A 26,032-nucleotide genomic window follows, 5' to 3' on the forward strand; every position below is an offset into this window, starting at 1 on the left:
ACCCGCTACGGGCCGCCCAGGCGCCGAGCAGGGCGGTGGCCAGCGCCGAAAGTCCGACCGTCATCCAGATCAAGTGCTGCATGCGTTGCAGAAAGTGCTGGTGATGGGTGATGTCGAGCAATAACGTCAGTTGCGGCGCATCAGGGCTGTCAGTGCGAGGGTTGAGGACCCGGTAATCGGTGCCATTGATCTGCAGGCTGCCCAGCCCCGGCTGGGTAGGCAACTCCAGCGGCAAGCGCGTCGAGCTGTCAAACCACAGATGCCCGTCCGGGCCGCGCACTCGTACCGCCAGGTCGGGCTGATGGCTGAGGTCTTGCAGCAGTACCGGCAAGCGTTGCTTGAACATGTCGAGGGAATCCACGCCATGCAATGTGCCGCGCAAGACCGCGAGCCGGCTTTCCATCAGTTGTTGATCAAGCTCGACGAAGTGCATCTCGCTGGCGCGGCCAAACAATACCCCGGCAAATAACGAGACGACCGCCGTGCAGCCGGCAAACAGCAGGGCCAGGCGAGTGCTCAGTGACAGACGCCGCATCAGGGCGCGCGCTCTTCAAGCACGTAACCCATGCCGCGCAAGGTGTGGATCAACTTGTGTTCATGGTTGTCGTCGATTTTCAGGCGCAGGCGGCGAATCGCCACTTCGATCACGTTGGTGTCGCTGTCGAAGTTCATGTCCCACACTTGCGAGGCGATCAACGATTTGGGCAGTACTTCGCCCTGGCGGCGCAACAGTAACTCCAGCAATGAAAACTCTTTGGCTGTGAGGTCGATGCGCAGACCGGCGCGCTCGACGCGGCGGCGAATCAGGTCCAGGCGCAAGTCGGCCAATTGCAGGCTGGTTTCTTGAGTGGTGCTGCTGCCGCGCCGCAACAGGCTGCGCACCCGGGCCAGCAGCTCGGAAAAGGCGAACGGTTTGACCAGATAATCATCGGCCCCCAACTCCAGGCCATGCACGCGGTCTTCAACGGCATCGCGGGCGGTCAAGAACAGCACGGGAATATCCAGCCCGGCGCTGCGCACCGCCTGCAAGATCTGCCAGCCGTCGCGACCGGGCAGCATTACATCGAGAATCAACAGCGAGTAATCGCCCGTCAGGGCCAAATGCTGGCCAGTGATGCCGTCAGTGGCCAGTTCGGTGGTAAAGCCTGCCTCGCTCAAGCCTTGGCGCAGGTATTGGCCGGTTTTGGCCTGGTCTTCGACAATCAGCAGTTTCATGGGCAACTCATCACAAAATTCACCTCAGCCTTATACAGGGCGGATTTGTTCGTAGGGTCAAGCTTACAAAGTTGTAATCTGGCGGTCAGTTGAATGCCAGTCGCGCCGCTTTAAGGTGGTACAAAGTCTGACTGCATGTTTCTGGAGGTAAGTATGACGGTACACAAGCGTTTGTCTCTTGCGGGTTGTTTGCTGGCGCTGAGTTTGCCGGTCATGGCCTCGCCGGGGGAACACTTTGACTTTGGTCATCCGGCGCCTGCCGCCAGTGCCACGCGCACGGTGGAAGTCGACATGACCGACATTGCCTTCAATCCCAAGACGCTGGATGTAAAAGCCGGCGAGACCGTACGTTTTGTGCTGGTCAACAAAGGCCAATTGCTGCACGAATTCAACCTGGGGCACGCGGCCATGCACGCGGCGCATCAAAAAGAGATGCTCGACATGCAGCAGAGCGGCATGTTGACGCCCACCGGCATCAATCACGCGGGTATGGACCACTCGGCGATGGGGCATGGCGGGATGAACATGTCGGGCATGAAGCATGATGACCCTAACAGCGTGCTGGTGGAGCCGGGTAAAACGGCCGAACTGACCTGGACCTTTAGCAACACCGACAACCTGGAATTTGCCTGCAATGTGCCCGGGCATTATCAGGCGGGCATGGTGGGGCAGCTGAAAGTTGCACCTTAAATCGGTCTGATCGTCTGCGGGGGCTGAAAGCCTGTAGAATTGCCGGGTTTTTCTAGCCAGGTTTTTGTCATGCATCCCGCAGCCGAACATTCGCCGCTGGGCAAGTCCAGTGAATACATCAGTACCTACACCCCGTCCTTGCTGTTCCCGATCCCGCGTGCGGCGAAATGGGCGGAGCTTGGGCTGAGCGCCGACACGCTGCCTTATGTGGGAGTGGACTTCTGGAACTGCTTCGAACTGTCGTGGCTGTTGCCCTCGGGCAAGCCCGTGGTGGCCATTGGCGAATTCGCCTTTGCTGCCGATTCGCCGAACATCGTTGAGTCCAAGTCCTTCAAGCTGTACCTGAACTCGCTGAACCAGACCGTGTTTGCCGATACGCAAACCCTGGAAGCCACCTTGCAGGCGGATTTGTCAGCCGCCTCTGGTAAGCCTGTGAGCGTGCGCGTGCGCAGTTTGAATGACGTTCAAGCAGATGGCGTAGGCGTTTTGCCGGGTGTATGCATTGATGATCTGGACATTACGGTCAGCGATTACGCGCACCCGCGTCCTGAGTTGCTCAAGTGCGACCCGTCGCAGGTTGTGGAGGAGAGCGTGTACAGCCACTTGCTCAAGTCCAACTGCCCGGTCACCAGCCAGCCAGACTGGGGCACCGTGGTGGTGGAGTACCGTGGTGCCTCGCTGGATCACGCCAGTTTGCTGGCGTATCTGGTGAGCTTTCGCCAGCACTCAGACTTCCATGAGCAGTGTGTCGAGCGGATTTTTCTCGATTTGCAGCGTTTGCTTAAACCCGAGAAGTTGACCGTATATGCGCGCTACGTGCGCCGTGGCGGGCTGGACATCAACCCGTACCGCAGTACCGAAACGGTCGAATTCAACAACCTGCGGTTGGTGCGTCAGTAAAACGATTTGATCGTGTAGGAGCGAGCATGTGGGAACGGGCTTGCTCGCGATTGGGCCAACAAGGTGTATTAGATAGACCGAGTTGTCGGCATCGCGAGCAAGCCCGCTCCCACAGGGTGTAGATCCCAGGTCATGCGTACCGGGTCAGGCCTGGTTCAGTTGCTTGGCCTGTTCCAGCACCGCTTCAACATGCCCTGGCACTTTAACGCCGCGCCATTCGTGACGCAGGACGCCGTCCTTGTCGATCAGGAAGGTGCTGCGATCCACGCCCAGGTATTCCTTGCCGTAGAGCTTTTTCAGCTTGATCACGTCAAACAGCTGGCACAGGGCTTCGTCCTTGTCGCTCAGCAATTCAAATGGAAACGCCTGCTTGGCCTTGAAGTTCTCGTGAGACTTGAGGCTGTCCCGTGATACGCCAAACACTTCGGTATTGGCTGCCTGGAACTCGGCGTAGTGGTCACGAAAGCCCTGGCCTTCAGTGGTGCAGCCCGGCGTGCTGTCTTTGGGGTAGAAGTAAATCACCACCTGTTTGCCTTTGAGGGCCGACAGGCTAACGGTTTTCTCGCCGGTCGCAGGGATCTGGAAGTCGCTTACGGGTTGGTCAAGTGCAACGGCCATGAGGGGTTCCTTCCTTACATCGGGTTCTGTGGGCGCCACGGTTCGATCAGCGCGTCGAGGTTCAGGGCATCGGCGAAATCCAGGAACTGGTCGCGCAGCCAACTGATTTGCACACCGGGCGGCAAGGTCACGGTGAACGTGGCGTTGAGCATGGTGCCGCCGGTTTGCGGGGCCTGATAGGTGTCGCAGGTCAGGTTTTCGAGTTCAACGTTGTGGTCCATGAAGAACTGGCACAGCTCGTTGATGATGTCCGAGCGGTAGGCCGAACTAACATAAGCCACGTATGGCAGTGCTTGCGGGCGAGTCTCAAGTGCCGCGCTGCGCACAACATTGACGTTGAAGGCGTGGCGTTTTGCCAGGGAGGGCAGGCCGGCCTCAAGGCGGGCCAGGGCGTCCCAGCTGCCAGAAATTTCCAGTACCAGCGCGCTGCATTCGCCGTGGCGAGTCAGACGAGAGGTCACCACCGCGCAGCGATTTTCATGGCTGGCCCGGCACAGGACGTTAGTCAGCTCCATGGGATTGGCGCCGAGTGCACTGATGACAAGGAATTGTTCGCGGACTGTGGGGGTGGACATGCAGCCTTCCTAAAACGATGAGCGGTCAGTACGGTCGATGACGTGCGAGTCGAAAATCAGGCCCTTTATAAACAGCAAAAGCCCGCCAGCAGGCCTTTTCAGGCAATTTGCACACGCGGCAAACTGCGTTCTGTGGCGTGGGGGCAGGGTGTGAAATGCTGACATAAAGGCCCGTAAAACAGACGTTCGCACACATCAGTACCAATCAAAGGATGAAGGGTAGCGAAAAGCAACGCGAAGGGGAATGCTCATGAGGCGCGCTGTTGCTTGTGCAAGGGTCATGGCGCCAGTACCATTACGGCTCTCTTTTTCCGGCAGGAGCGGTTGCATGATTGCGGGCAGTATGGTGGCACTGGTCACACCTATGGATGCACAAGGACGTCTTGATTGGGACGCTCTGAGCAAACTGGTGGACTTTCACCTGCAAGAGGGCACCAACGCCATTGTTGCCGTTGGCACCACAGGTGAATCAGCAACTCTGGATGTGAACGAACACATCGAAGTGATTCGTTACGTCGTCAAACAGGTGGCGGGGCGTATTCCGGTGATTGCCGGCACAGGCGCCAACTCGACGCGTGAAGCGATCGAACTGACCTCCAACGCGAAGACCGCGGGCGCAGATGCTTGCCTGCTGGTGACGCCGTATTACAACAAGCCGACCCAAGAAGGCTTGTATCAGCACTTCAAGGCCATCGCCGAAGCGGTTGATATCCCGCAGATCCTCTACAACGTTCCGGGCCGTACGGCGTGCGACATGCTGCCAGAAACCGTGGTGCGCCTGTCGACAGTGAATAACATCATCGGCATCAAGGAGGCCACCGGCGACCTGACCCGCGTGCGCGCCATCCTGGACCATGTAAGCAGCGATTTCCTGGTGTACTCCGGTGATGACGCCACGGCTGTAGAGCTGATGCTGCTCGGCGGCAAAGGCAACATCTCGGTGACCGCCAACGTTGCCCCGCGTGACATGAGCGACCTGTGCGCCGCTGCGATGCGTGGCGATGCTGACACGGCCCGCAAGATTCACGAAAAACTGATGCCGCTCAATAAAACCCTGTTTATCGAATCCAACCCGATCCCCGTGAAGTGGGCGCTGCATGAGATGGGCTTGATGCCGGACGGTATCCGTCTGCCGCTCACCTGGCTCAGCGAAGCCTGTCACGAACCGCTGCGGCAGGCCATGCGCCAGTCCGGCGTCCTGGTTTAATTGAGGAAGCATTACGCATGAAGCGATTGGCCGGACTTTCCGCACTAGCCGTGATTATTTCAAGCACCAGCGGCTGCGGTTGGCTGTGGGGCCCAGATGGGTACTTCCGGGACCGTGGCAGCGACTATTTGCAAGCTCAAGAAACTGCACCGATGAAACTGCCGCCGGGCGTTGTCACTGACAAGCGCCTGGTGCCGTTGTTGCCGATTCCGGCCAACGTGCCGGATGACAACGTCAAGGGCGAGTTTGTCGTGCCACGTCCACAACCTTTGGCGGCGATTACCAGCTCCGGCGACTACAGCCTGCAAAAAACCGGCGACAGCCGTTGGGTGTTGGCGCAGCACGTGCCGTCCGAGGTGTGGTCGGTTGCGATGCAATTCTTCCAGGACAACGGCTTCCGTATCGACGAGCAGCGCCCACAAACCGGCGAGTTCACCACCGCTTGGCAGCAGGCTGGCGAATTGTCCTCGCCGATTGCCCGTCACGTGACCAGCAGCGGCTTGGCTGCCGACAGCGAAACCCGTCTGCGGGTGCGCATCGAGCCAGGCGTGCAGCGCAACACCAGCGAAATCTACGTGGTCAGCGCCAACCGTCCGGCGGGCAGCACCGCCAATGTTGATTTCACTCAGAACTCGGTGAACACCGGTCTGGATGCGGGCCTGGTTGACGAAATGCTGATCAGCATGAGCCGCAGCGCCGAGAAAGGCGGTTCGGTGTCGTTGTTGGCAGCCCGTGACTTCGATACCCCGGCGCGTGTCACCTTGAGCGAAGACGGCAGCGGCAACCCTGTACTGAGCCTCACCGAAGACCTCGATCGTGCCTGGTCCAGTGTCGGTCGTGCACTTGAGCAAGGCGATTGGCGCGTTGAAGACATCAACCGCACATTGGGCCTGTACTACATCAACCTGGCGGAAAAAGCCGAGAAGAAAGACGAGAAACCTGGTTTCTTCTCCGGTCTCTTTGGTGGCAAGCCGAGCAAGGAAGAAGTTGAAGCCCGTGCCCAGCGTTATCAGGTTCGCCTGAGCAAGGTCGGTGACAGCGTACAAGTGACGGTTGAAGAGAACATCAACAAGAGCGCATCGCCAGAAGTGGCGCGCAAAGTGTTGAGCGAGATTCAAGACAACCTGGGCTAATTTTATGCGTTTTGCCGTTCTCGGCAGTGGTAGCCAAGGGAATGGCACGCTGATAGCCAGCGACAGCACCTATGTATTGGTCGATTGCGGTTTCTCGTTGCGAGAAACCGAGCGCCGCCTGGTTCGGTTAGGCGTCAGCCCACACAAACTGAGCGCGATTTTGGTAACCCACGAACATGCCGATCACGTGCATGGCGTGGGTTTGCTGTCTCGGCGCTACAATTTGCCGGTGTATATGAGTCGTGGCACTCAGCGCGGGATGCGCAAACCACTGGAGCCGGCCGGTTTCGTGGCAGACGGTGAGACGCTGCAGATCGGCGCTCTGACCATCAGTGTGACCCGTGTGGCACATGATGCTCAGGAGCCCACCCAATATGTGTTCAGTGATGGTCAGCGGCGTTTTGGCTTGTTGACCGACCTGGGTTCCTATTGCGCGGGCGTGCTGCACAGCTACCGCGATCTGGATGCACTGATGATCGAGGCTAACCATTGCCGCGACCTGCTGGCCCGTGGTCACTACCCCTACTTTCTCAAGCAGCGAGTGGGTGGTCAGGAAGGACATTTGAACAACCATCAGGCCGCAAACCTGGTGGCCGAGTTGGGCTGGAAAGACCTGCAACACCTGGTGCTGGCCCACCTCAGCAGCAAGAACAACCTGCCGCAGCTGGCCCGACAATGTTTCGTCGACACCCTTGGGTGCGACCCGGACTGGCTGCAACTGGCGGATCAAGATTCAGGGCTCGACTGGCGCACAATCGCCTAGCCCACCTACTTAGCATGCGGAGCCCATCATGGAAAAACGTGAAGAACTCTATCGCGGTAAAGCGAAATCGGTTTACAAGACTGACGACGAAAACCGCTTGATCCTGTTGTTTCGCAACGACACCTCAGCATTTGATGGCAAGCGTATCGAGCAGCTCGATCGTAAAGGCATGGTGAACAACAAGTTCAACGCCTTCATCATGCAGAAACTCGAAGCCGCCGGCGTGCCGACGCAATTCGACAAACTGCTGGGCGACAACGAATGCCTGGTTAAAAAGCTCGACATGATCCCGGTTGAATGCGTTGTGCGTAACTACGCGGCAGGCAGCCTGGTCAAGCGTCTGGGTGTTGAAGAGGGCATGAAGCTCAATCCTTACACCTTCGAACTGTTCCTCAAGGACGACGCCAAGGGCGACCCGTTCATCAACGAATCCCACGTAGTGGCATTCGGTTGGGGCACAGCCGAGCAACTGGTTCGCATGAAAGAACTGTCGCTCAAAGTTAACGACGTGCTGAACAAACTGTTCGACGACGCTGGCTTGCTGCTGGTCGACTTCAAACTTGAATTCGGCGTATTCCACGACGGCACCATCGTCCTGGGCGACGAATTCAGCCCGGACGGCTGCCGTCTGTGGGACAAAGCCACTGGCAAGAAAATGGACAAAGACCGTTTCCGTCAGGGCCTGGGCGACGTTATCGAAGCCTACGAAGAAGTTGCAAACCGCCTCGGCGTCCCGCTTTAAGCTGTAAACGCGCGCAAGCAACTGATAGCACGCGATTTTTTTGAAAAAAGGCTTTGCCTGAAATCAAAAGCATTGTTATGATGCGCGCCGTTGGAGAGATGCCAGAGTGGCCGAATGGGACGGATTCGAAATCCGTTGTACTGGCGACAGTACCTAGGGTTCGAATCCCTATCTCTCCGCCATTACATAGAAAAGCCCCGTAGCTGAATAAGCTACGGGGCTTTTTGCATTTCTGTGTCCAGCGTATACGCAATCTCGTGGCGACAGACCTGCCGTAAGCTGGCCACAGCCAGTGGAGTGAAGCGCGGCTGTAAGTCTCGTCTTGAGCGTCTAAGCAGGCGTAAAACGAACAACTTGAGTCCTGGCGGCGCATCCAGAGACCTGTGCGACGCCCATGAGGGCGTACCGAGCAGCACTAGAGTGCTTCTCAAATAACTTCAGCCCCTGGAGTCGCCCGGTGCAGATCCTTACGGCGGTTGCAGTTTCCCATTTGTGAGCCTGCTACATTGGGTCGTAGCTTGAGCGTGAGGCTATATAGGTGGTCGGGTGCCCCCGCCTGTGGGTCTGCATTGTTATCACACTCCCAAGCACCTGCGCTCGTTTCAGCCTTTCTCATTACCGAATCCAATCAATACAACGCCCTGCGCGTACTAGCCGAGGTATGACACGGCGTTATTTGGCTATTTGTCGTTTCGATCGGACGAGGATTCACACCTCAATGCTGCTCAAGACCATTGGGCCACCTTCTGCCTGCTTGTGTTGCCTCATTCTGGCTTTGGTAAATGAATATTAATCCATCTAAACAACAAGTTGGGAATGGCCAGTGTGTTGAGTGGGGGGTATCAGAATGTATATGAAGTTTGGTGATAAGCCCTATGCCGCTTGGGCTATGGCTGTTGGGCTTTAGGGTCGTAGATGCTCGCATACTTAAGTTTTTCGAATTTCAGAAACCGCTGATTCTATTTTGTTTATTAATGAATAATAATTAGGTGCTGAGTATTTTCTGTAAAAATACGGGAGCAGATATTGAGTGTTTGTTGGCTGGGTTGAACACTCTCTGAAATGTAATTTTAGTAGGCTTAAGCGGAGGTTTGTATGGATTCTTTTTTTCGGTACGCTCAATATCATGATGTTATATTTCCTGATGGTATGGGCGATTCAAAGCGCTTGGTAGCAGGTTTCAAGGGAGCAGAGTGTGCCGTCAGTGCCGTTAAATACTTGGCTCGGGGTGATCGGGGTAGGTTATTAATGTTTATTCAGCAAGTACGCAGCGTCAATAGGTCTGATGTCGACGTATTGCTGGCAGCAGTCGACGCAAGAGACAGAATATGGGTGGCCAAGTGTGCACATAAGATTTTGGGCTCGGCCGGTGTATTCAAATATGAATCTCTCGTTAAACATTGTGGTTTTATGGAGAGCGCTTGCGTAAATGAATCGTGGGTGGTGCTGGTCGAGTTATCTAAGCGGATTAAGTGGCTAATCTGTCAATTAGATAAGTCGCTTGCAGTTTTGATAGCTGAGGAAAATTAAAATTTTTTAGCGATAAAAAGCCATGATGTCACAGGGCTGGCATGCCTGCTGGGTATGAATTAAATAAAGTTCATTCGTCGAGCAGCGTCGACCATTGCCACCAAGTGAGTGGTGTTGAATTTTTTCAATAGTCGGACTTTATAGGTGCTAACAGTTTTATGGCTGATAAATAGTTCCGCTGCTACTTCTTGATTGTTTTTGCCCTGTCCAAGTAAACGCAGTACAGTTGTTTCTCTGTTGGTCAGTACTAGCTTTGTGGGTGTGTTGGTGTGCTCTAAAGGAAAGCTTTCCTGCAGCGCCTGGAGTGCGCTCTGTGGGAAGAATGTACGGCCGCTCATTAGCGCCTTGACGGCATCAACCACTTCATCTAACGCATCGAGTTTACTCATAAAACCGCTGGCACCCGCCTTCAAGCACCTGGCTGCGAAATTTTCGGGAGCGCTGGAGGTGAGGATAAGTATTTTGACTGAGAAATGATTGGCCATCAGGTGTGACATTACGGCAAGTCCATCCAGCTTTGGAATGTCGAGATCAAGTATGACGATGTCTGGTTGACAGGTGCGTGCACACTGAATTGCCTCAAGACCATTGTCCACTTCCGCCATTATGCTGTGCCCATGTTGTTCCAGCAGGCACCGAAGTGCCATACGCACCAACGGATGATCATCAACAATAACAATATTACCCATTGGCAAACGTCCTTTTAATGCCTGAGTGGTGTGACATGAGCTATTTCAGAAAGCGCAGGCGCGTGAATGTGCCATAAGTCGTGGGCCGTCGTCGATAGTTATTATTATTTTAGGATGAGATAGCTGATTTTAGTTTGCCTTGGTGCAGGGTCAGAAGTATCTGAAGCCAGATTGAGTACTATCTGAATGTTCATTCGGTGGAGTCTTAATGTGTTTGGTCCAATGGAGTTGTATTGTTATTTAGCTCTTTCTCGGGTGTGCTGGGTATTAGGGCTTTGCGAGCTCCGACAATGTTTGGTCTTGGGTTGGAGCGAGCTAATGGATTATTTTTGACTCGGATAATGTAAAAAGGAAGTTAAATGAAAATCATGTCGCTAAAAAAATGCATGGCTGCTGGTTCGCTTTTGGTTCTGATGGCTCCTTCGTTGTCTTATGCTGTTGATGGTGTTGTGAATTTCTCGGGTAGCATTACTGATGTCACCTGCGATATCAATGGCAAAGGTCCTGGTGAAGGTAATATTACTAACGTTGATTTGGGTAGGGTGTCTCCTAGTACTTTTACAAGTATTGGTACGGCATCGAGCTTTGTGCCTTTTAAACTTCAACTTTCGGGAGCGTCGTGCACAAACGACAGTAAGGTTTCCATCGCTTTTGATCAAGTAGGTAATGTTGATTCGGTTACTGGGAACTTGAAACTCACTGGCACCTCTTCTGCCACAGGTGTACAGATTCAAGTATTCAACGACACACCGGGCGGTGCGAAAATCCCTTTAGGCGAAGCTGAAGCAGTGCCTCAAGTTGCCACCATTGCAGATAATAAGGCGACGTTGTCTTATAAGGCATCATATGTGTCTACTGCTGCCAGCGTTACACCAGGCTCAGGTATTTCGCATGTTCGATACACCCTTTCCTATCAGTAATAGTATTGGATAGGAGGTAGGCCATGGCGCCGATAAAATGTTCTTATGCCTTTGTCATCGGCGCCATCTTTATGGGGCTTTTAGTCAACGTTGCTCAAGGCGCTATTATTGTGCAGGGCACACGGGTTGTCTTTCCGGAAAAGAGTCGTGAGGTCACATTAAGAATTAATAACGTTAGTGTCGCTCCTGTATTAGTTCAAAGTTGGGTGGATGATGGGCAATCTGACGCGCTGCCAGAGGATTTGCAAGTCCCCTTTATCGTTGCTCCAGCGGTGACTCGAGTCGATTCGGGGAGTACAGCGGTTCTGCGCATCAGCTCCGCACAGCCTCAATTGCCGACAGACCGAGAGTCGTTATTTTGGTTAAACGTATTAGAGATGCCTCCTCGCAGCTCCGTTGACGAAACAGTTTTACAGTTCTCCTTCCGCACCCGTATTAAGCTTTTTTTTCGTCCCGATTCGCTAGGCCCGGATGCTTCCGGTGCTGCTGATTCACTCACGTGGAAACTTATTCGTAATGTTGCAGGCAAAGGCAAAAGTAATGCTGTTCTGGAGGTGACTAATCCCTCACCTTATTACGTGTCTTTTGGGCGTGTTGGGGCACAGTTTAAAGCTACGTTAACGCCCGCAGGTACTGGAATGGTTGAGCCCTTTGGTAAGGCTCAGTTTACTTTGTCTCTGCCTATTACCTCGCCATATCAGAAGGCATCGGTTCAGTATGAAGTTATTAACGACTATGGCGGTCGACGGGTAATAGAGAAACCGTTAGCTAAATAGTTGTCAGGTAGAGAAATGCACTCGTTACGTCTTGGCGCAAGAGCGAATTCTGGATACTGAGTATGTTGATATGCCCTTTGCTTCGACCTGCTATCACGGGTCGGACAACATTGCTGTGCGTTAAGAGAAAGCATCGTTATGTGCATAAGCCAATGGTTGGCGTGCTCGTGACGATGATGTTTTTTCTTATGTTGGTTCACGCGGGACCTTCTCATGCACAGATGTCAGCTATGGCAACAGGTGAGCCCATGCTAAAGCCAGAAGTTAATCCTGAAGATATAGTTTTCGATTCGCAAATGTTGGTCCAAGGCTCTAGCGTAGAGGGGATTGACACCTCTCGCTTTGAGAAAGCAAACCTCATCTCAGCGGGTCATTATCGCCTTGATATGTTGGTCAACGGTAACTGGCAGGGAGTGCAAAATATTGAACTACGAAACATCCCAGGGCAACAAAATGCGCACCTGTGTTATGACCGGGCTTTGCTCGAGCGGATGGGTATTGACTTAGTACGCAGTGTGACTGTGCGCTCACCTCTGCCAGAAGGGTTAGTGTGTGAAAACCTGGCAGATTATGTTCCGGGGGTCTCGGTTAAAGTTGATATAGCAGAACAAACATTGAATATGATTGTGCCTGAGTATTACTTGTCTCGAGATTCATCAAGTAAGGATGTCGATCCCTCTTTATGGGATCAAGGCGTGACGGCCGCCCAACTGAGTTATGACACTAATTTGTCTACCTCCAGTAGTAATGGTGTGCGTTATACCAATGGTTATGCAGGCCTGAACATGGGGCTGAACCTCGCCAGTGTGCGCTTTCGGCACACAGGTAGCCTCGTATGGTCGCCTAAAACGGGGGAGCGTTATCAGCGAGGTAATATTTATGCACAAACCGATCTGACGAAATTAAATGCGCAGTTACTGGCGGGTGAGAGTTCGACCAGTGGTGAATTTTTTGATGCCATCTCGTTTCGTGGCGTTCAAGTCGAGAGCGACGATCGCATGTTGCCACAACGTCAGCGTTTCTATGCGCCGGTAGTGCGAGGAACGGCCAGTTCAAATGCAAGGGTGACGATTTATCAGCGCGGCTATCTTGTTTATGAGACGACAGTAGCGCCTGGTCCCTTTGAAATCAGTGATCTGCAAGCGGCTAGTTTTGGTGGTGATTTGCAAGTCACAGTCACCGAAGCAAACGGTCAGAAAAGTTCCTTCATGGTGCCCTTTGCGACCACCGTACAGTTACTTCGGCCTGGGCGTACTCGCTACAGCGCAACTGCCGGGCAAGTGATAGATAAAAGCATACAAGGCACACAACCTTTCATGCTGCAAGGTACTGTTCAACACGGCTTGGATAACGAGTTGACAGCTTACGGAGGAAGCGCGCTGACCCGTGACTATATGTCCGGCATGTTGGGCACGGCGCTTAATACTCCCATTGGAGGCTTTGCCGTTGATCTGACGTTGGCCAAGACTGAGCTGAGTAACGACCAGCGCCAGCAAGGCTCAAGTGTGCGGCTGTCTTACAGTAAAAATCTTCCAGCCAGTGGTACGAACTTTTCACTGCTTGCTTATCGCTACTCCACCTCCGGGTACTTGGGGTTGCGTGACGCTGTTGCCTTACAAGATGTGATCGCGCGCGACCCGCTCAAAGCTGCCGACTATGCACGTACGCGCAGCCGTCTGGATATGAACATCAGCCAACGATTCGGTGAATTCGGCGGCAGTCTCTACCTGAGTGGCTCATCGATTAAGTATTGGAATCAGAGCAGCCAGACTCAGAGTTTTTCTTTGGGCTATAGCAATCAATGGCGTGGTAATACCTACACCCTTGCGGCGCAGCGCACACAAGGTGGCGCAGATTACTGGGCAAGCGGAGCGGGTAGTAACGCCAACACCATGGTCAGTTTAAGTGTCTCCATTCCATTGGGTCGCGAGCCTAATAGAGGAACGACGCTCACTAGTTTTGCAAGCCGCGATAACTACTCGGGGACCCACCTGTCCTCTGGCTTATCAGGCGTTATCGATGAGTCTGGTCAGGGAGCGTACGCGTTATCAGTCGCGCGCGACGGTCAAAACCATGACGTATCTAATAACGCCAGTCTTAACTATCGCTTACCTAAGGTTTCGCTGGGCGCAAGCGTTTCGCGTGGCCGTGACTACCAACAAGGTTCCTTGAGTGCCTCAGGGGCCATTATTGCTCACCCCGGTGGTGTGACGTTATCCCAAAGTCTAGGTGAAACCATTGGGGTGATTCGAGCGCCAGATGCGCAGGGCGCACAAGTCGGTTATGGCGTGACCACTGTTGATAGCCGTGGCTACGCAGTGTTGAACAGCCTGACGCCTTATCAGGTGAATAACGTCGATATTGACCCTAATGGCATGCCTGATGACGTAGAGCTTAAGGTCAGCTCGCGCAGTGTGGTCCCGCGTGCCGGGGCGGTGGTGATGCTTGATTATCCAACCCTGCGTGCGCGGCCAGTGCTCATCAATAGCAGGTTGGTCAATGGTGATCGCCTGCCTTTCGCCGCAACGGCTATCGACGTCCAGACTGGCGAAACCATCGGAGCTGTAGGGCAGGGTAGCCGATTGGTTATTCGATCCGAAAAAGATCAAGGAACGATCCGTGTCGAGTGGGGTAAAGAGCGGGATCAACAGTGTCAGGTGGATTACCAGTTGCCCGAGCGTCCTGCCGGGAAAAACAGTGGTTATGACTTGTTGGAGTTACCTTGCCGTCCCGTTTCAGAACTTGGCAAGCGTTCAGCGCAAGAGTTGCACTTTTGAAGCCCAAGGCGATGTTTCTGAGCGTGGGCGCATTGGTACTTGTCAGTTTCTGTGTTTGCTCGCAGGCAGCCTTGTCAGTCACCGGCACGCGTTTTGTTTATCCGGGGCAATCGAAAACCCTCACGGTTCGCTTGGGTAATTCCGGTGAGCAACCGATTTTGGCGCAAACCTGGCTGGATAAAGGTGACCCGCGGATAGATCCGAGCTTGTTAACGGTGCCGTTTGTCGTCTCAGCGCCCCTTGTGCGGCTCGATCCACAACAAACCAAAGCATTGCAACTGCGTTACACGGGCGAGGCTTTGCCTGGTGATCGCGAGTCTCTGTTTTGGATCAACTTCCTGGAAGTTCCGCGCTTACCAGACAGCAGTGGCCACTTGCTGCGTTTGTCTTATCGCTTGCGTATGAAGTTGCTATTTCGCCCTCCTGGTTTACCTGGTTCCGCTGAGACGGCGGCGCGTCACGTTGTATGGAAATTATCGGCAGGGAGGGTTTTGAGCGCCGAAAACCCTTCGCCGTTTTACGTATCAATCACCGCTTTGCGCCAAGGGGCCATGAACCTGACCCCGGTGGCGCGGAACATCACCGTCGACCCTTTTGGTACGGCAAGCGTTGCGCTGCCCGAGGGGCGTGACAGCTCGTTTGTGGAATATGACTTTGTTGATGACAGTGGGGAGACCGTCAGTGTGCGTGCATCACTACACAAGGATTAAGGCCGACAGTTCAGATGCTGGCAAAAGAGATCGCAGATCCACGGTGAGGAAGGGCGGGCAGTGGGCATTGTTATTGGTGAGCCTGTTGCCGTTGATGACTTTTGCCCAAGTGCCTAATGCGGGCCAGGCCATACGTGACATCGAGTCTTTGCAACCAGCGTTTCAAGAGCCTTCAGATGTCGATCTGGAAATACCTCGCCCCACGCGGCCAGCGCTACCGCCTTCGAACGATGGCGGGATGCGTTTGACCGTGGAGAACTTCCTTCTTGAAGGCAACCAGGTGTTCTCCAATGGGGTACTGCTGGCGCTAGTGGCCGACTTACGGGGGGAGTCTCTTGATCTCGCCGGGCTGCGGGCTGCGGCGCAACGTATTACTGACTATTACCAGAGCCACGGGTACGTTCTGGCACGAGCGTTTCTACCTGCACAAGATATTGAGCAGGGTGTGGTGCGCATTGAAGTCATGGAAGGGCATTTCGATCGTATCGAAGTGAATAATCGTTCTCGCACCCTTGATAGCGTATTGCATCAACCCCTGTCTTCTTTGAAGCCAGGTGCGATTGTCTATGACGCTGATCTAGAACGCAGTCTGTTGCTACTCAGTGATCTGCCGGGCATTACGGTCAAAGGCACGCTACGTCCTGGAGCGCAGCGAGGAAGTACCGATCTGGTGGTCGATGCCGATCCAGGCCCTTGGGCGACCGGCACCCTGGAGGCTGACAACTATGGCGGTCAATACACTGGTGAGTACCGTCTTGGCGCCAGTTTTAACCTTAATAACCCTCTGCGCCTGGGGGATGAGTTCAGTCTGCGGGTTCTGGGAAGCAATCAGTCTCAACGTTACTACCGCACAGGCTATAGGTTGCCGGTAGGGCCTTGGTCAACTCAAGTCGGTGTTGCTTACTCCGAAATGACTTACCGGTTAGGCAAAAAATTTGAAGTGCTCAAGGCCAATGGCAAAGCCACAGTGCGCAGCGCCTATGCGTCCCAGCCGCTTATTCGCAGTCGTACGTTCAACCTCAATGCACAAGTGCAGTACGACACCAAGCATCTACAAGACGATATCGATCTGTTTGAACTGAGTAGCCCCAAGCGTGTGGAACTGTGGACGCTGGGGCTTAACAGTAACAATCGCGACCTGTGGTTCGGAGGGGGGCAAAGCCTGTTCTCCCTCAGCTACAGCTGCGGGCGATTGAATATCGGCGACGAACTTGAGCAGAGCCTTGACCGGCGCAGCGCCGGGAGCGACGGTCATTTTGACCGGGCTAACTTCAGTGTCGCGCGCCTGCAGCGCTTGAGTCAGCGCTGGCATCTCTACAGCCAACTAAACGCGCAGTGGGCCAGTACCAACCTGGACAGTTCTGAAAAAATTGGCCTCGGCGGCCCCGGCGGGGTACGCGCTTATGCCTTGGGTACAGGCAGTGGCGATCAGGGCTGGCAGGCCAGCATGGAGCTGCGTTACTTGCCATTTTCTGGCGTTCAACTGAGTGCCTTTGTCGATAAAGGCGCAGTGGATATCAACAAGCGTCCTTGGACCTCGGAAAACAATCGCCGTGCAATGACGGCGGGTGGCGTGGGTGCCACTTGGAGTGGTATCGGGCAGCAAATCAGCCTGACGGCGGCTTGGCCAATTCGCAGTACAGAACAAGACGATGGTCCTCACCAAGACCCCAGGATCTGGGTGAACGCCACACAGTATTTCTGAGTGCTTGCGCACTTGGAGTGACCGGGTGTTCTGCAAGGGTGCAGGGCATTAGTAATGATAAGAGGATGGCACTTTGAACAAGGTTTATGCATTGGTCTGGAATCAGGCGTTAGGCTGCTGGAATGTGACTCAGGAAGGCGCACGTCGCCGTTCTAAATCCAGTCGTCAGCTAGGGGTTGTGGCTGTTCTGGCTGCCTTGGGTTTGGGCGCCATGGCGCCTGCCTTTGCGTTGCCGACTGGAGGTACTGTGGTGTCCGGTCAGGGTGACATTCTGGTTTTTAACGGTAGCTCGCAAATGTCCATTAATCAGCACAGTGACAAGCTGATTACTAACTGGACCGACTTCAGTATTGGCGCTGGGCAACGGGTCACCTTCAATCAGCCCAGCTCTTCCTCGGTTGCTTTGAACCGTGTTACCGGTACTAATGTAAGTAGCATCAACGGTCAAATGGATGCCAATGGTCGAGTGTTCTTGGTCAACCCTAACGGTGTGGTTGTAGGTCAGGGTGCTCAGGTCAACGTCGGTAGCTTGGTGGCCTCGACGCAAGCGATCAGCGATGCTGACTTTTTGGCTGGCAACTACCACTTTAGCGGTGTGTCCAATGCAGAGATTGTTAACAACGGGACTCTGACTGCTGCACCAGGTGGAAACATTGCTCTGTTGGGTTCTAATGTCCGCAATGATGGCGTCATTCAAGCGCAGATGGGCCGTGTTGCACTGGGAGCGGGATCGGATTTCACTGTTAACTTTGACGGCAATAATTTGCTCAACTTGCAAGTTGATGCTGCAGCCGTGAATGCGCTGGCCCAAAACGGCGGCTTGTTAAAGGCCGATGGTGGCCAAGTACTAATGACGGCTCGAAGTGCCGGCAACATGCTACAGGCCGTGGTGAATAATCAGGGTTCTATCGAAGCCAATACCCTCAATGGCTCAGCTGGCAAGATCACCCTTGACGGTGGTGATGTGGGTGTTGTGCGCGTCGGTGGAGCACTCACGGCAAACGCACTGAATAGCTATGGCAATGGTGGCGTGATTGAGGTCAAGGGGGCTGACGTTGAGGCCCAACTGGGCACTCAAGTCAATACTGCTGCCAGCAATGGCCAGACCGGCACTTGGAAGCTTACGTCCGACAAAGTCACTATCAGCCCAACAGCAGCGACGGCGGGCGTAACCACCTTTAGCGACACCCTTACCCGTAACCTGGCGAGCACTAATATTGAAGTGACCAGCAGGAATGGTGATCTGACGCTCACGGGCCCCATCAGTTGGAAGAGTGGTAACAGTCTGACGTTGAAATCGGCAGGTGATATCAATCTTAATGGTGCTTTGACAGCCACAGGCGCGGGTGCGCGCGTGGCTATTGATGCCGAGCGCGATGCCAACCTCAATAGCAAAGTGTCTTTGACCGGTCTCAACAGCGGCATGACCCTGAACCACGGCGGGCGTTCAAACTTGGGCAAAGACGGTCAGGTAACCTTGTCAGCCGCCGGGGCTACGTACCAATCTAACGGTACTTATTACAACGTGATCCAGAACGTTGCCCAATTGCAGAACGTTAACGCCAACCTCAGTGGTTTTTACGTACTGGGCAATAGTATTTCCAACAGAGTTTACTTTGACTCTATTGGCGGCAACACCCAGTTCCGCGGGGTATTTGATGGCCTGGGGAACACTGTTAGCGGTCTGACAGTACGCAACAGCGGTGCCAATCTGGGGCTGTTTTCTGCTTCGTCCGGCAGTATTAGTAACCTTAAGCTGATGTCCATGGCCATCACGGGAAGTCAGGTGACGACACCCACTTCTTCGATTGGTGGTCTGGTAGGGGTGAACTTTGGCACGGTGTCCAATGTGTCGACTCAGAATGTCAACGTGGCTGCTTATTGGCGGGGTAACAACAGCGTGGGCGGTTTGGTGGGGCGCAATTTAGGCGGCTCCATTGATAACAGCTCCTCCCAAGGCGTAGTGACCGGTAATGCTTACACTACCTCGATCGGTGGCCTGGTGGGCGAGAACACTACTGGCGTGTGGGGACTGGCGACAATCACCAATAGTGTTTCCCAATCCAATGTCAGTGGCGCCATGCAGCGTAACGTCAGTGGAGGGGTTGGCGGTTTGGTTGGGGCCAACAATGCAGGTTACATCGCGGACTCGTCCAGCAGCGGCTCTACGATCAGTACTGGTGCGGGGCTGAATGTCGGTGGGCTGGTGGGTTACAACGAGAATGGCACCCTTGAGCGCACTAATGCGATGGGTGCGGTCCGCAGTTCCGGTGCGGGCAGTGTGGGCGGGCTGGTTGGGCTTAACCTCAATAGTTCTATTACTGAATCTACCAGCAGCGGCTTGGTGATTGGATCAGGTTCTATCGGCGCAGGTGGTTTGGTGGGGACCAACAAAAACAGCACACTGATGAATGTTAAGGCCAGCAGTGGCGTTAGCGACTCATATGGCGCAAACGTCGGTGGCCTGGTCGGTAATAACGTGAATAGCAGCATCGACGTTGCCGAAGCAACGGGCAGTGTGAGTGCAGGCAATAACAGTCGTGTGGGTGGGCTGGTAGGTTTTAACGATCATGGCACCATTACCCATTCTGTAGCTCGGGGCAAGACAACGGCTTATGGCAACAGCCATGTGGGTGGGCTGGTCGGGTTTAACGACGGCACCTTGCGCGCTGTTGAGTCCAGCGGTGCGGTTGTCGCGGGAGTTAATAGCTTCGCGGGCGGTTTAGTCGGTACGAACGGCAACAACTCCTCCAGCTCCATAGAGTCAGCGTCAGCCAGTGGTAACGTGCAAGGCGGTGTACGCGCCGTCGTGGGCGGTCTGGTAGGTCAGAACAACGCTCGCATCACCAACGCCTCGTCTACCGGCTCTATCGCTGCCAGCACTTATGCCACGTTGGGAGGTCTGGTGGGCTTGAACATGGGTAATGTTCGACAGTCGGTGGCTTCTGGAAAGGTTAACTTCTTGCCGGCAGCTTACCGTCAAACCTATGGCGGCCTAGTGGGTATGAACTACGGCGAGTTGTTCTATAACGGTGTCTCTGGACAAGCCGCGCTGGTCCCGTTTGTAGGTTTTAATCAAGGCACTATTCGTTAAGTTAAAAGGCGAATAAGTACTTTGGTTTAACCGCGACTGCGTGGCTCTGCGTCAGCAGAGCCACGTATTTAGAGCCTGTGAGCGTTGGAGTGCAATATGGAGATCAACGTGATAACGCGCGAAAGGCTGGTGGCGTGTGTGACTCTCTGGCTGTTAAGTGCAGTAATTAGCACAGGTCTGAGTGCGGCAGTGGTTAATAGCCCAGCGACAAACTGTACCTTTAGTAACCGTGCTGGACAGAGCTGGACGCAAGTCAATCCTTTAACCAGTGCAACCGCCGTCGGGACCGTGTTGTGGCAGCGTCCGGTGGGACTAAACTTTAACTACGCCTACGGAGGCTCTTCCGGCAGCGTTCAGCATGAGTTGGTATCCGCTGGTTATTGGGGGCCAGGGACGCCTTTGGCAGACGGTATTGCGCCGACGAATGTGGACGGTATCGGGTTCAAAATAGTGGTGAAGTCTTCAGATGGAACTGACAGGTCTATCTTGCAGACTTCCTCCCCGGTGGCGCTTGAAAAAGAGCAGGTGCAATATGATACAAGCGTGGGTCAAAGTTCTGGGTCGACCTTGGTCACCAACTACATCCAACAGTTGATTTTAACGGTTCCAGCTGATCGGTTACCCAGCGGTAAACTTAAGGTTGAGCGGGTGGCAGGGAGTTCTCAACTCAGCCTGTATGCTGTTGATCTGGTGAAAGGCGAAGCCACGCTCGGAAGTGCAATTACAATTCCGACCAGTAATATACCGCGAGGTATTTGCCGGGCATCGTATCTATTGATGGGGCCAGCCATTATCACTATGGGCGGCGGGGGATCAATTGAAGTACCTAATAGCTGTTTGGTCGAAACATACAAAACCATCCCTGTGTCGCTTGGACGATTATCTATTGAGGGATTCCCTAATGTGGGTTCGACCTCTCTTCCTAAAGTATTCAGTATTCAACTGAGCCAATGTGCCGCCAATGCCAAGCCTATCATCACGTTCAAAGACAAATTTGGCACAGGGGATGGTGCGGGTGTACTGGGTATAAAGTCGTCGCCCAGCAGCGCGCAAGGCTTTGGGATAATAATGACCAATACACTGACCGACCAACGTATTCAGTTCGACTCTACACCTTATGTTATGCAACGGTTAGGCGATGTGGCGAATCTGCCACTCACTGCCAGCTACATACGCACAGGAGAGGATTCTGAATTAAAGGCAGGAGAGGCTAATGGTGCCGCTGAATTTACATTCAGTTTTCCGTGAGCAGACGCTATCAGGGAATGTTGAGTGGCTATTCAACCCCGTTTAGAGCCATACACTTCCCAGCATCAGAGCGAGGCTGAGTACGCTGGCTTTTTAGGCCAGCGGGGGGTGTTAGTTGTCAAATTGCGCCGTTGCAACAAGTCTGTCTGGTCTGCGGGCACTAACTTGCGCAGTGCCTTATAAAGCATGCGTGTTTCCAGCAAATTCCATACCCGTAGCATCGTTTCCAGCCCATCCAGTGGTTTACTAATAAAGTCTTTGGCACCCAGAGCCAATGCGCGCAGGCGGGTATCGCGGGTAGCGTCTGCGGTCAGTACCAGGACTGGTAAATACTCACCGTTTGGAATACGCCGGTTGAGTTGCTCAAACACCGCAAACCCATCGAATTGCGGCATGTGCAAATCCAGGATCACCAGGTCAGGTTCAAAGCTATTGAACAAATCTAGCGTGCGCAAAGGCTGCGTGCTGCTAAGGACATTGGTCAGGCCTTCGCGGGCAAGTAATTGCTCTACCAGATCAAGGTTAGGGCGTTGGTCGTCGAGAATCAGAATACGCAGATCGGTGTTCACAATGGCTCCGGAAAATACTGGTCGAGATGGGCGAGAAACGAAGGTACGTGAATAGGTTTGCTCAGTACGGCCGTGGCACCTGCATCGCGCAAGACTAATTGTGTGGGCAGGCTAGTGTCGGCAGTGATCATCAGTACGGGGGTGGCGCAGGTGATTAAAGATTTGCGCAACTGTTGCAAGACGGCGATACCGTCGATGTCGGGTAGTGAAACATCGAGCAGAATTAGCTGAGGTGCGTGTTGTACGGCCAGATCCAATCCCAGTTGCCCTTGCATGCTCGACAGGAGTTTGATTCCAGGCCTTCTATGTAGCAGGGTTTCTATCAGTGCGAGGCTGGCGAGGTTGTCCTCAATGCATAGCATCTTGCCCCTTTTAGCGACAGCGGCAGTGGTGCAAGGAGTGATCATCGAATGAGTGTCGGTTGCTGCTGCGCAACTGTCGGCAAGTGGCGACTGCAAGTGTGCATACGCCAGCTCCAGTGTGAAGCGAGAACCTACGCCAGGCTGGCTGCTCACATGGAGGTTACCCTTCATCATTTCCAGCAGGTTTTTACTGAGTGCCAGGCCAAGGCCACTACCTTCCACGTTAGGATCGGTACCCAGTCGCTCGAATGGCTTGAACAACAGCCCCAAACGATCGGCTTCAATGCCTTTGCCGGTGTCACATACCGACACTGCAATGCGCTCATGCCTAACGTTGACGTCAATCCTCACCTGTCCTTGAGGCTGGTTGTATTTGATGGCGTTTGACAGCAGGTTCAGCAGCACTTGAGTCAGACGCTGCCGATCTGCAGCAATCCCGATGTCAGTCGCCAACGTGGGTAATGGTGTCAGTTGAATGCCAGCATTGGCCGCTAATGGGGATACCAATGAATAGGCCTCGTGCAGCGCAAGGGCCAGTGGGATTGATTCGATATTGACCGGTAGTTGTCCTGCTTCAATCTTGGCGATGTCCAATACTTCGTTGATCAGCTTCAGCAGATGCTGGCCAGCATGCAGAATGTGCTCTATCTGGGTTTTTTGTCCTGGGTGTGAGTCCATATCGAGCAGTTGGGCAAAGCCCAGAATTGAGTTCAACGGAGTTCGCAGCTCGTGGCTCATGCGCGATAGAAACTCGCTCTTGGCTCGGCTGGCGCGCTTCGCTTCTTCGCGGGCGGTGCGCAATGCAATTTCGGCGGCGCGGCGGTCAGTGATGTCGCGCGTGATCTTCGAGAAACCGCGCAACTCACCGTTACTGTCGTACTGGGCAGTAATCACTACGCTGGCCCAGAAACGTGTGCCATCTTGGCGACAGCGCCAACCCCCCTCCATGTAATGGCCGTGGAGAACAGCTTCGCTCAACGCGAGGTCAGGGTGCTGCGGGCATTCTTGCGGTAGATAGAACAACGAAAAATGCTGGCCGACTATTTGTTGTTCGGAGTAACCCTTGATGCGCTCAGCACCTGCATTCCAACTGGTGACGCGGCCCGTTGTATCGAGCGCAAAAATCCCATAGTCCTTTACCCAATCAATAATCAGGCGCAAGCGTTCTTCATTTTCACGCAACGCGCGTTCGCGCTCACTCAAGAGCAGGCCGGCCTCGATCAGGCGTGCGCCCAATTGACCGATCTCATCGTTCTCAGGTGGCTGGGGCAAGAGTGGTTTGCCCAGAGCCAGGCGTTGCGCATTGGCTTGGACATCTTGCACCCGGGCGACAATAGTCTTGGATAAAAACAACACGGCTACGATGGCACCAAATAGGCCACAGATGGCGGCAAACCAAGTTGAAAGCAATAATCGCTGGCGAGTCTCGGTAGCTGCGATGGTGCGCTCGGCCAGCAACGAGTCCTCCATTTTGAGCATGCTACTGATGTGCTGTCGTAACTCGTCGAGGATGTGCTTGTTACTGATAAGGATACTGTTGATCTGTTCGGGTTTTGCTGAGGGATCCCTGATCATGTCCTCCAGGCCGTCGATTTTATTTTTGATCAGTGCCGTGATACTGGTGAGTTGTGCACGCACACGCGGGTCGCGTACGTTGCTGTCAAGGCGGCTTAGGGCTGCTTCTACCAAGGGTGTAGCCGTTGAATACCCAGGCAGAAAGTCCTCCCGACGCGTCAGCAAATACCCGCGCACGCTGCCAGCAGCTTCTGCGAGGAGGGTATGCACGGTCTGGATATCACCCTGCACCCGCAAGACCCGCCGCACGTCCTCTTCGGCCCGCGCAGTTTGAAGCTCGGTGATATAGATAAGGATCAGCGACAACAACAGCACTATCAGCGGAAAGGAAATCACCATCAGTGCTTTGCCCCGCAGTGGTAAATCGCCCCAGCATCGGGAGCACAGATGCCTCATTGGGGGTTGACCAAGCCCAGAGCAATACCGCGAACTGCGGCTTGGGTACGATCAGCCGCGTCTAGTTTGCCAATCACCCGCTCAACATGGGTTTTTGCTGTCCCTGTCGTTATCCCCAGCTTTTCGCCAATAGCCCGATTGCTCATCCCGTTAGCAACAAGCGCCAACACCTGACGTTCTCTGGGCGTCAGGTTTTCCTTTGATGTGGCGACGCCGGTATTGCGATCGGTCATGCGCCTCAGTAAGCGAGCGCTGACAGCACTGTTAAGGACCTCTTCACCCGCTGCCACACGTTGTAGGGCATTGATCACCTCATCCCGGCTTGCATCTTTGAGTAGATAGCCAACAGCGCCGGCAGTCATCGCGGCCTCCAAGTGTTCGACACTGTCATCCATGGTGAACATCACCACCTTGATGTCAGGTAGTTGTTGTTGCAACAGGCACGCTGCCCCTAGTCCGTTAAGCACCGGCATTCGAATATCGAGAATCGCGATGTCTGGCAGCAAATGCCTACACAGCTCTACCGCCTGCTGACCCTCACACGCTTGTCCGACGACTTCGAACTGTGGATGGCCTGCCAGCAGGGCGACGAAACCGGTGCGTGTTACTTCGTGATCGTCCGCCAGTACCAAGCGCAAGACGTGGCTCATTGTGTCGCTCCATCAGGATGAGTAGGTACAGTTGTGCGCAATTGAGTTCCACTGTTGAGGGTACTGACGCAGGTGAGGCGCCCACCCAACAAGCTGGCGCGCTCGTGCATGGTTGTCAGCCCCAGATGGAGGGCGTCCTGAGTATCGAGCTTCTGTTCGAGGTCGAAGCCTTTGCCGTTATCTTCGATGTTCAGCCAGACATGACCGTCCAGCAGTCTAAGTGCCAGTTGTACGTGGTTGGCATGGGCATGTTTAAGAATGTTATTTATTGCTTCTTGGGCAATTCGGAATAAAGCGATTTCGACCTGGTTTGACATCCGGGTGTCGAAAAAATCAAGCCACTGGACTTTAATTCCGACTTCGCGCAGCCGATCGGCCTCTTTATCTACAGCTTTGTGCAATCCAAAATCGTCCAAAACCGTCGGGCGCAACCCCGCGATCAATTGCCGTCCTTCGCCCACACAATGCTGAGCAAGCGTCAAAATGGCCTGCAAGTCCGCATCCAGCGTGCCGGGTAATATCGGGCAACGTCCGGCAAAACCTTGCAGCCGCTGATGCAGCCCGGTGAGGGTTTGCGCCAGTCTGTCATGCAGATCATAAGCCACGCGTTTACGTTCATCTTCCTGGGCGCGAAGCAATCTGCTCAAGAGATCTGACAGTGTTCGATCGCGCGCGATGAGTGTAGTCAGCAGTCGATCATTTTCGAGGTGCGCAGCTAGCAGTGTGGCGAGCAGTTGCAGAGATTCGCTGTCGTCATTGTCTGGAGCACTCATACCAACGTTACTGGCAAACATCAGCGCGCCAAAGGTGATGCCATCACCGCGCATTAACGGCACTTGTAATACGCCGGACAGTGCGTCCTCGGCGAGCTCTTGCCACACCGGTACGCGTAGAGTGCGGTCGACAACGTTCAAGAGCGTATCTAATCGCGCTGGATGACCATAACGAGCGGTAGCTCTGATGCACCCCTCTGCATCCCACTCCAGCAGTACGCCATGATCCATGGCAAGAAATGCACAGGCTCGAGTAAGCACGCGTTCACGCATGGCATCAGTGGTGAGTTGGGTTAGCTCTTGTCCGGTATCCACCAACAACCGCAGGCGGGCTGAGCGACTCTCGGACTGGCGATAGTGGGCACGTATGGCCAGTGCACTGGCGGAGACGGGATGTGAGTTCTGCATAATTCAG

At 54.2% G+C, this 26,032-nt stretch carries 22 protein-coding genes, 1 tRNA gene and 1 pseudogene; 15 read left to right on the forward strand and 9 right to left on the reverse strand.

Translation table 11 applies throughout. From position 1 onward, the window contains the following. Both GHO41_RS17845 and GHO41_RS17850 read right to left on the reverse strand, forming a co-directional pair. Positions 1 to 535 (reverse strand): annotated as a pseudogene (locus tag GHO41_RS17845) (two-component sensor histidine kinase); the annotation flags it as partial. After that, positions 535 to 1,215, reverse strand: coding sequence for a heavy metal response regulator transcription factor (locus GHO41_RS17850; protein WP_153434262.1), 681 nt, complete (start codon positions 1,213 to 1,215; stop codon positions 535 to 537). The pseudogene GHO41_RS17845 and the gene GHO41_RS17850, both read right to left, overlap by 1 nt. A gap of 153 nt (positions 1,216 to 1,368) precedes the next feature. Here GHO41_RS17850 and GHO41_RS17855 point away from each other — a divergent pair, with 153 nt between their 5' ends. Next, complete coding sequence (locus tag GHO41_RS17855) at positions 1,369 to 1,905, forward strand: plastocyanin/azurin family copper-binding protein (RefSeq protein ID WP_178126540.1); 537 nt, start codon at positions 1,369 to 1,371, stop codon at positions 1,903 to 1,905. Positions 1,906 to 1,974: 69 nt separating this feature from the next. Further along, entirely contained in the window at positions 1,975 to 2,805 is an 831-nt protein-coding gene (gene queF, locus GHO41_RS17860) for an NADPH-dependent 7-cyano-7-deazaguanine reductase QueF (RefSeq protein ID WP_153329614.1), read from the forward strand. 144 nt (positions 2,806 to 2,949) lie between these two features. On the opposite strand, the gene GHO41_RS17865 is transcribed toward queF, so the two are convergent. Together GHO41_RS17865 and GHO41_RS17870 are read right to left on the reverse strand one after the other, a co-directional pair. Next, on the reverse strand, positions 2,950 to 3,423 hold the full coding sequence (locus GHO41_RS17865; protein ID WP_123750256.1) for a peroxiredoxin: 474 nt from the start codon (positions 3,421 to 3,423) through the stop codon (positions 2,950 to 2,952). Positions 3,424 to 3,437: 14 nt separating this feature from the next. Beyond that, entirely contained in the window at positions 3,438 to 3,998 is a 561-nt protein-coding gene (locus GHO41_RS17870; protein ID WP_048368689.1) for a glycine cleavage system protein R, read from the reverse strand. A 328-nt stretch (positions 3,999 to 4,326) separates the two neighbouring features. Here GHO41_RS17870 and dapA point away from each other — a divergent pair, with 328 nt between their 5' ends. From dapA to GHO41_RS17900, 6 genes are all read left to right on the forward strand, one after another. Next, a complete protein-coding gene (dapA, locus tag GHO41_RS17875; RefSeq protein WP_153434264.1) occupies positions 4,327 to 5,205 on the forward strand; it encodes a 4-hydroxy-tetrahydrodipicolinate synthase in 879 nt (292 codons plus the stop codon). A 17-nt stretch (positions 5,206 to 5,222) separates the two neighbouring features. Further along, the gene (bamC, locus tag GHO41_RS17880; RefSeq protein ID WP_153329612.1) at positions 5,223 to 6,338 is read left to right on the forward strand and encodes an outer membrane protein assembly factor BamC; all 1,116 of its coding nucleotides are present in this window, start codon (positions 5,223 to 5,225) and stop codon (positions 6,336 to 6,338) included. 4 nt (positions 6,339 to 6,342) lie between these two features. Beyond that, complete coding sequence (locus GHO41_RS17885; protein ID WP_153434265.1) at positions 6,343 to 7,101, forward strand: MBL fold metallo-hydrolase; 759 nt, start codon at positions 6,343 to 6,345, stop codon at positions 7,099 to 7,101. A gap of 28 nt (positions 7,102 to 7,129) precedes the next feature. Further along, complete coding sequence (gene purC, locus GHO41_RS17890; protein WP_048368685.1) at positions 7,130 to 7,843, forward strand: phosphoribosylaminoimidazolesuccinocarboxamide synthase; 714 nt, start codon at positions 7,130 to 7,132, stop codon at positions 7,841 to 7,843. Positions 7,844 to 7,935: 92 nt separating this feature from the next. Continuing rightward, positions 7,936 to 8,025: transfer RNA gene (locus GHO41_RS17895), tRNA-Ser, on the forward strand. A gap of 913 nt (positions 8,026 to 8,938) precedes the next feature. Further along, positions 8,939 to 9,373: a hypothetical protein gene (locus GHO41_RS17900; RefSeq protein ID WP_153391989.1), complete on the forward strand. Its 435-nt coding sequence runs from the start codon at positions 8,939 to 8,941 to the stop codon at positions 9,371 to 9,373. 59 nt (positions 9,374 to 9,432) lie between these two features. On the opposite strand, the gene GHO41_RS17905 is transcribed toward GHO41_RS17900, so the two are convergent. Further along, complete coding sequence (locus GHO41_RS17905; protein ID WP_153391991.1) at positions 9,433 to 10,062, reverse strand: response regulator transcription factor; 630 nt, start codon at positions 10,060 to 10,062, stop codon at positions 9,433 to 9,435. Positions 10,063 to 10,421: 359 nt separating this feature from the next. Here GHO41_RS17905 and GHO41_RS17910 point away from each other — a divergent pair, with 359 nt between their 5' ends. The 7 genes from GHO41_RS17910 (at position 10,422) to GHO41_RS17940 (ending at position 21,292) form a co-directional block, all read left to right on the forward strand. Continuing rightward, positions 10,422 to 10,982 carry a fimbrial protein gene (locus GHO41_RS17910; RefSeq protein ID WP_153434266.1) on the forward strand — a complete coding sequence of 187 codons (561 nt, stop codon included), beginning with the start codon at positions 10,422 to 10,424 and terminating at the stop codon, positions 10,980 to 10,982. Between the two features lie 23 nt (positions 10,983 to 11,005). Beyond that, positions 11,006 to 11,758: a molecular chaperone gene (locus GHO41_RS17915; protein WP_153434267.1), complete on the forward strand. Its 753-nt coding sequence runs from the start codon at positions 11,006 to 11,008 to the stop codon at positions 11,756 to 11,758. A gap of 248 nt (positions 11,759 to 12,006) precedes the next feature. After that, complete coding sequence (locus GHO41_RS17920; protein ID WP_256678796.1) at positions 12,007 to 14,535, forward strand: fimbria/pilus outer membrane usher protein; 2,529 nt, start codon at positions 12,007 to 12,009, stop codon at positions 14,533 to 14,535. Between the two features lie 11 nt (positions 14,536 to 14,546). Then, positions 14,547 to 15,245, forward strand: a complete 699-nt coding sequence (locus GHO41_RS17925) for a molecular chaperone (RefSeq protein WP_153392022.1) — start codon at positions 14,547 to 14,549, stop codon at positions 15,243 to 15,245. A 94-nt stretch (positions 15,246 to 15,339) separates the two neighbouring features. Continuing rightward, positions 15,340 to 16,950 carry a ShlB/FhaC/HecB family hemolysin secretion/activation protein gene (locus GHO41_RS17930; protein ID WP_218580264.1) on the forward strand — a complete coding sequence of 537 codons (1,611 nt, stop codon included), beginning with the start codon at positions 15,340 to 15,342 and terminating at the stop codon, positions 16,948 to 16,950. A gap of 73 nt (positions 16,951 to 17,023) precedes the next feature. Continuing rightward, complete coding sequence (locus tag GHO41_RS17935) at positions 17,024 to 20,044, forward strand: GLUG motif-containing protein (protein WP_153434268.1); 3,021 nt, start codon at positions 17,024 to 17,026, stop codon at positions 20,042 to 20,044. A gap of 138 nt (positions 20,045 to 20,182) precedes the next feature. Beyond that, positions 20,183 to 21,292, forward strand: a complete 1,110-nt coding sequence (locus GHO41_RS17940) for a fimbrial protein (RefSeq protein ID WP_371928968.1) — start codon at positions 20,183 to 20,185, stop codon at positions 21,290 to 21,292. Between the two features lie 65 nt (positions 21,293 to 21,357). Here GHO41_RS17940 and GHO41_RS17945 read toward each other — a convergent pair whose 3' ends face one another. Genes GHO41_RS17945 through GHO41_RS17960 form a run of 4 tightly spaced genes read right to left on the reverse strand, consistent with a single transcriptional unit; the run spans position 21,358 to position 26,025 of the window. Beyond that, on the reverse strand, positions 21,358 to 21,861 hold the full coding sequence (locus tag GHO41_RS17945) for a response regulator (protein WP_371928969.1): 504 nt from the start codon (positions 21,859 to 21,861) through the stop codon (positions 21,358 to 21,360). Continuing rightward, positions 21,858 to 24,194, reverse strand: a complete 2,337-nt coding sequence (locus GHO41_RS17950; RefSeq protein ID WP_153434270.1) for an ATP-binding protein — start codon at positions 24,192 to 24,194, stop codon at positions 21,858 to 21,860. Before GHO41_RS17950 ends, GHO41_RS17945 begins: the two co-directional genes overlap by 4 nt. After that, positions 24,191 to 24,844 (reverse strand): response regulator transcription factor, encoded by a 654-nt coding sequence (locus GHO41_RS17955; RefSeq protein ID WP_153392003.1) that lies wholly within the window; start codon positions 24,842 to 24,844, stop codon positions 24,191 to 24,193. Before GHO41_RS17955 ends, GHO41_RS17950 begins: the two co-directional genes overlap by 4 nt. Beyond that, positions 24,841 to 26,025 carry a sensor histidine kinase gene (locus tag GHO41_RS17960; RefSeq protein ID WP_153434271.1) on the reverse strand — a complete coding sequence of 395 codons (1,185 nt, stop codon included), beginning with the start codon at positions 26,023 to 26,025 and terminating at the stop codon, positions 24,841 to 24,843. The genes GHO41_RS17955 and GHO41_RS17960 overlap by 4 nt, the downstream gene beginning before the upstream one ends. Positions 26,026 to 26,032 lie beyond the last annotated feature (7 nt).

Source organism: Pseudomonas sp. FSL R10-0399, from assembly GCF_009600165.1.
GTDB classification, from domain to species: Bacteria; Pseudomonadota; Gammaproteobacteria; order Pseudomonadales; family Pseudomonadaceae; genus Aquipseudomonas; species Aquipseudomonas helleri.

Bases quoted from the DNA above. Each gene is read 5' to 3' on its own strand.
- GHO41_RS17850 (WP_153434262.1), bottom strand. From the start codon at position 1,215: ATGAAACTGCTGATTGTCGAAGACCAGGCCAAAACCGGCCAATACCTG.
- GHO41_RS17855 (WP_178126540.1), top strand. From the start codon at position 1,369: ATGACGGTACACAAGCGTTTGTCTCTTGCGGGTTGTTTGCTGGCGCTG.
- queF (WP_153329614.1), top strand. From the start codon at position 1,975: ATGCATCCCGCAGCCGAACATTCGCCGCTGGGCAAGTCCAGTGAATAC.
- GHO41_RS17865 (WP_123750256.1), bottom strand. From the start codon at position 3,423: ATGGCCGTTGCACTTGACCAACCCGTAAGCGACTTCCAGATCCCTGCG.
- GHO41_RS17870 (WP_048368689.1), bottom strand. From the start codon at position 3,998: ATGTCCACCCCCACAGTCCGCGAACAATTCCTTGTCATCAGTGCACTC.
- dapA (WP_153434264.1), top strand. From the start codon at position 4,327: ATGATTGCGGGCAGTATGGTGGCACTGGTCACACCTATGGATGCACAA.
- bamC (WP_153329612.1), top strand. From the start codon at position 5,223: ATGAAGCGATTGGCCGGACTTTCCGCACTAGCCGTGATTATTTCAAGC.
- GHO41_RS17885 (WP_153434265.1), top strand. From the start codon at position 6,343: ATGCGTTTTGCCGTTCTCGGCAGTGGTAGCCAAGGGAATGGCACGCTG.
- purC (WP_048368685.1), top strand. From the start codon at position 7,130: ATGGAAAAACGTGAAGAACTCTATCGCGGTAAAGCGAAATCGGTTTAC.
- GHO41_RS17900 (WP_153391989.1), top strand. From the start codon at position 8,939: ATGGATTCTTTTTTTCGGTACGCTCAATATCATGATGTTATATTTCCT.
- GHO41_RS17905 (WP_153391991.1), bottom strand. From the start codon at position 10,062: ATGGGTAATATTGTTATTGTTGATGATCATCCGTTGGTGCGTATGGCA.
- GHO41_RS17910 (WP_153434266.1), top strand. From the start codon at position 10,422: ATGAAAATCATGTCGCTAAAAAAATGCATGGCTGCTGGTTCGCTTTTG.
- GHO41_RS17915 (WP_153434267.1), top strand. From the start codon at position 11,006: ATGGCGCCGATAAAATGTTCTTATGCCTTTGTCATCGGCGCCATCTTT.
- GHO41_RS17920 (WP_256678796.1), top strand. From the start codon at position 12,007: ATGCTAAAGCCAGAAGTTAATCCTGAAGATATAGTTTTCGATTCGCAA.
- GHO41_RS17925 (WP_153392022.1), top strand. From the start codon at position 14,547: ATGTTTCTGAGCGTGGGCGCATTGGTACTTGTCAGTTTCTGTGTTTGC.
- GHO41_RS17930 (WP_218580264.1), top strand. From the start codon at position 15,340: ATGACTTTTGCCCAAGTGCCTAATGCGGGCCAGGCCATACGTGACATC.
- GHO41_RS17950 (WP_153434270.1), bottom strand. From the start codon at position 24,194: ATGAGGCATCTGTGCTCCCGATGCTGGGGCGATTTACCACTGCGGGGC.
- GHO41_RS17955 (WP_153392003.1), bottom strand. From the start codon at position 24,844: ATGAGCCACGTCTTGCGCTTGGTACTGGCGGACGATCACGAAGTAACA.
- GHO41_RS17960 (WP_153434271.1), bottom strand. From the start codon at position 26,025: ATGCAGAACTCACATCCCGTCTCCGCCAGTGCACTGGCCATACGTGCC.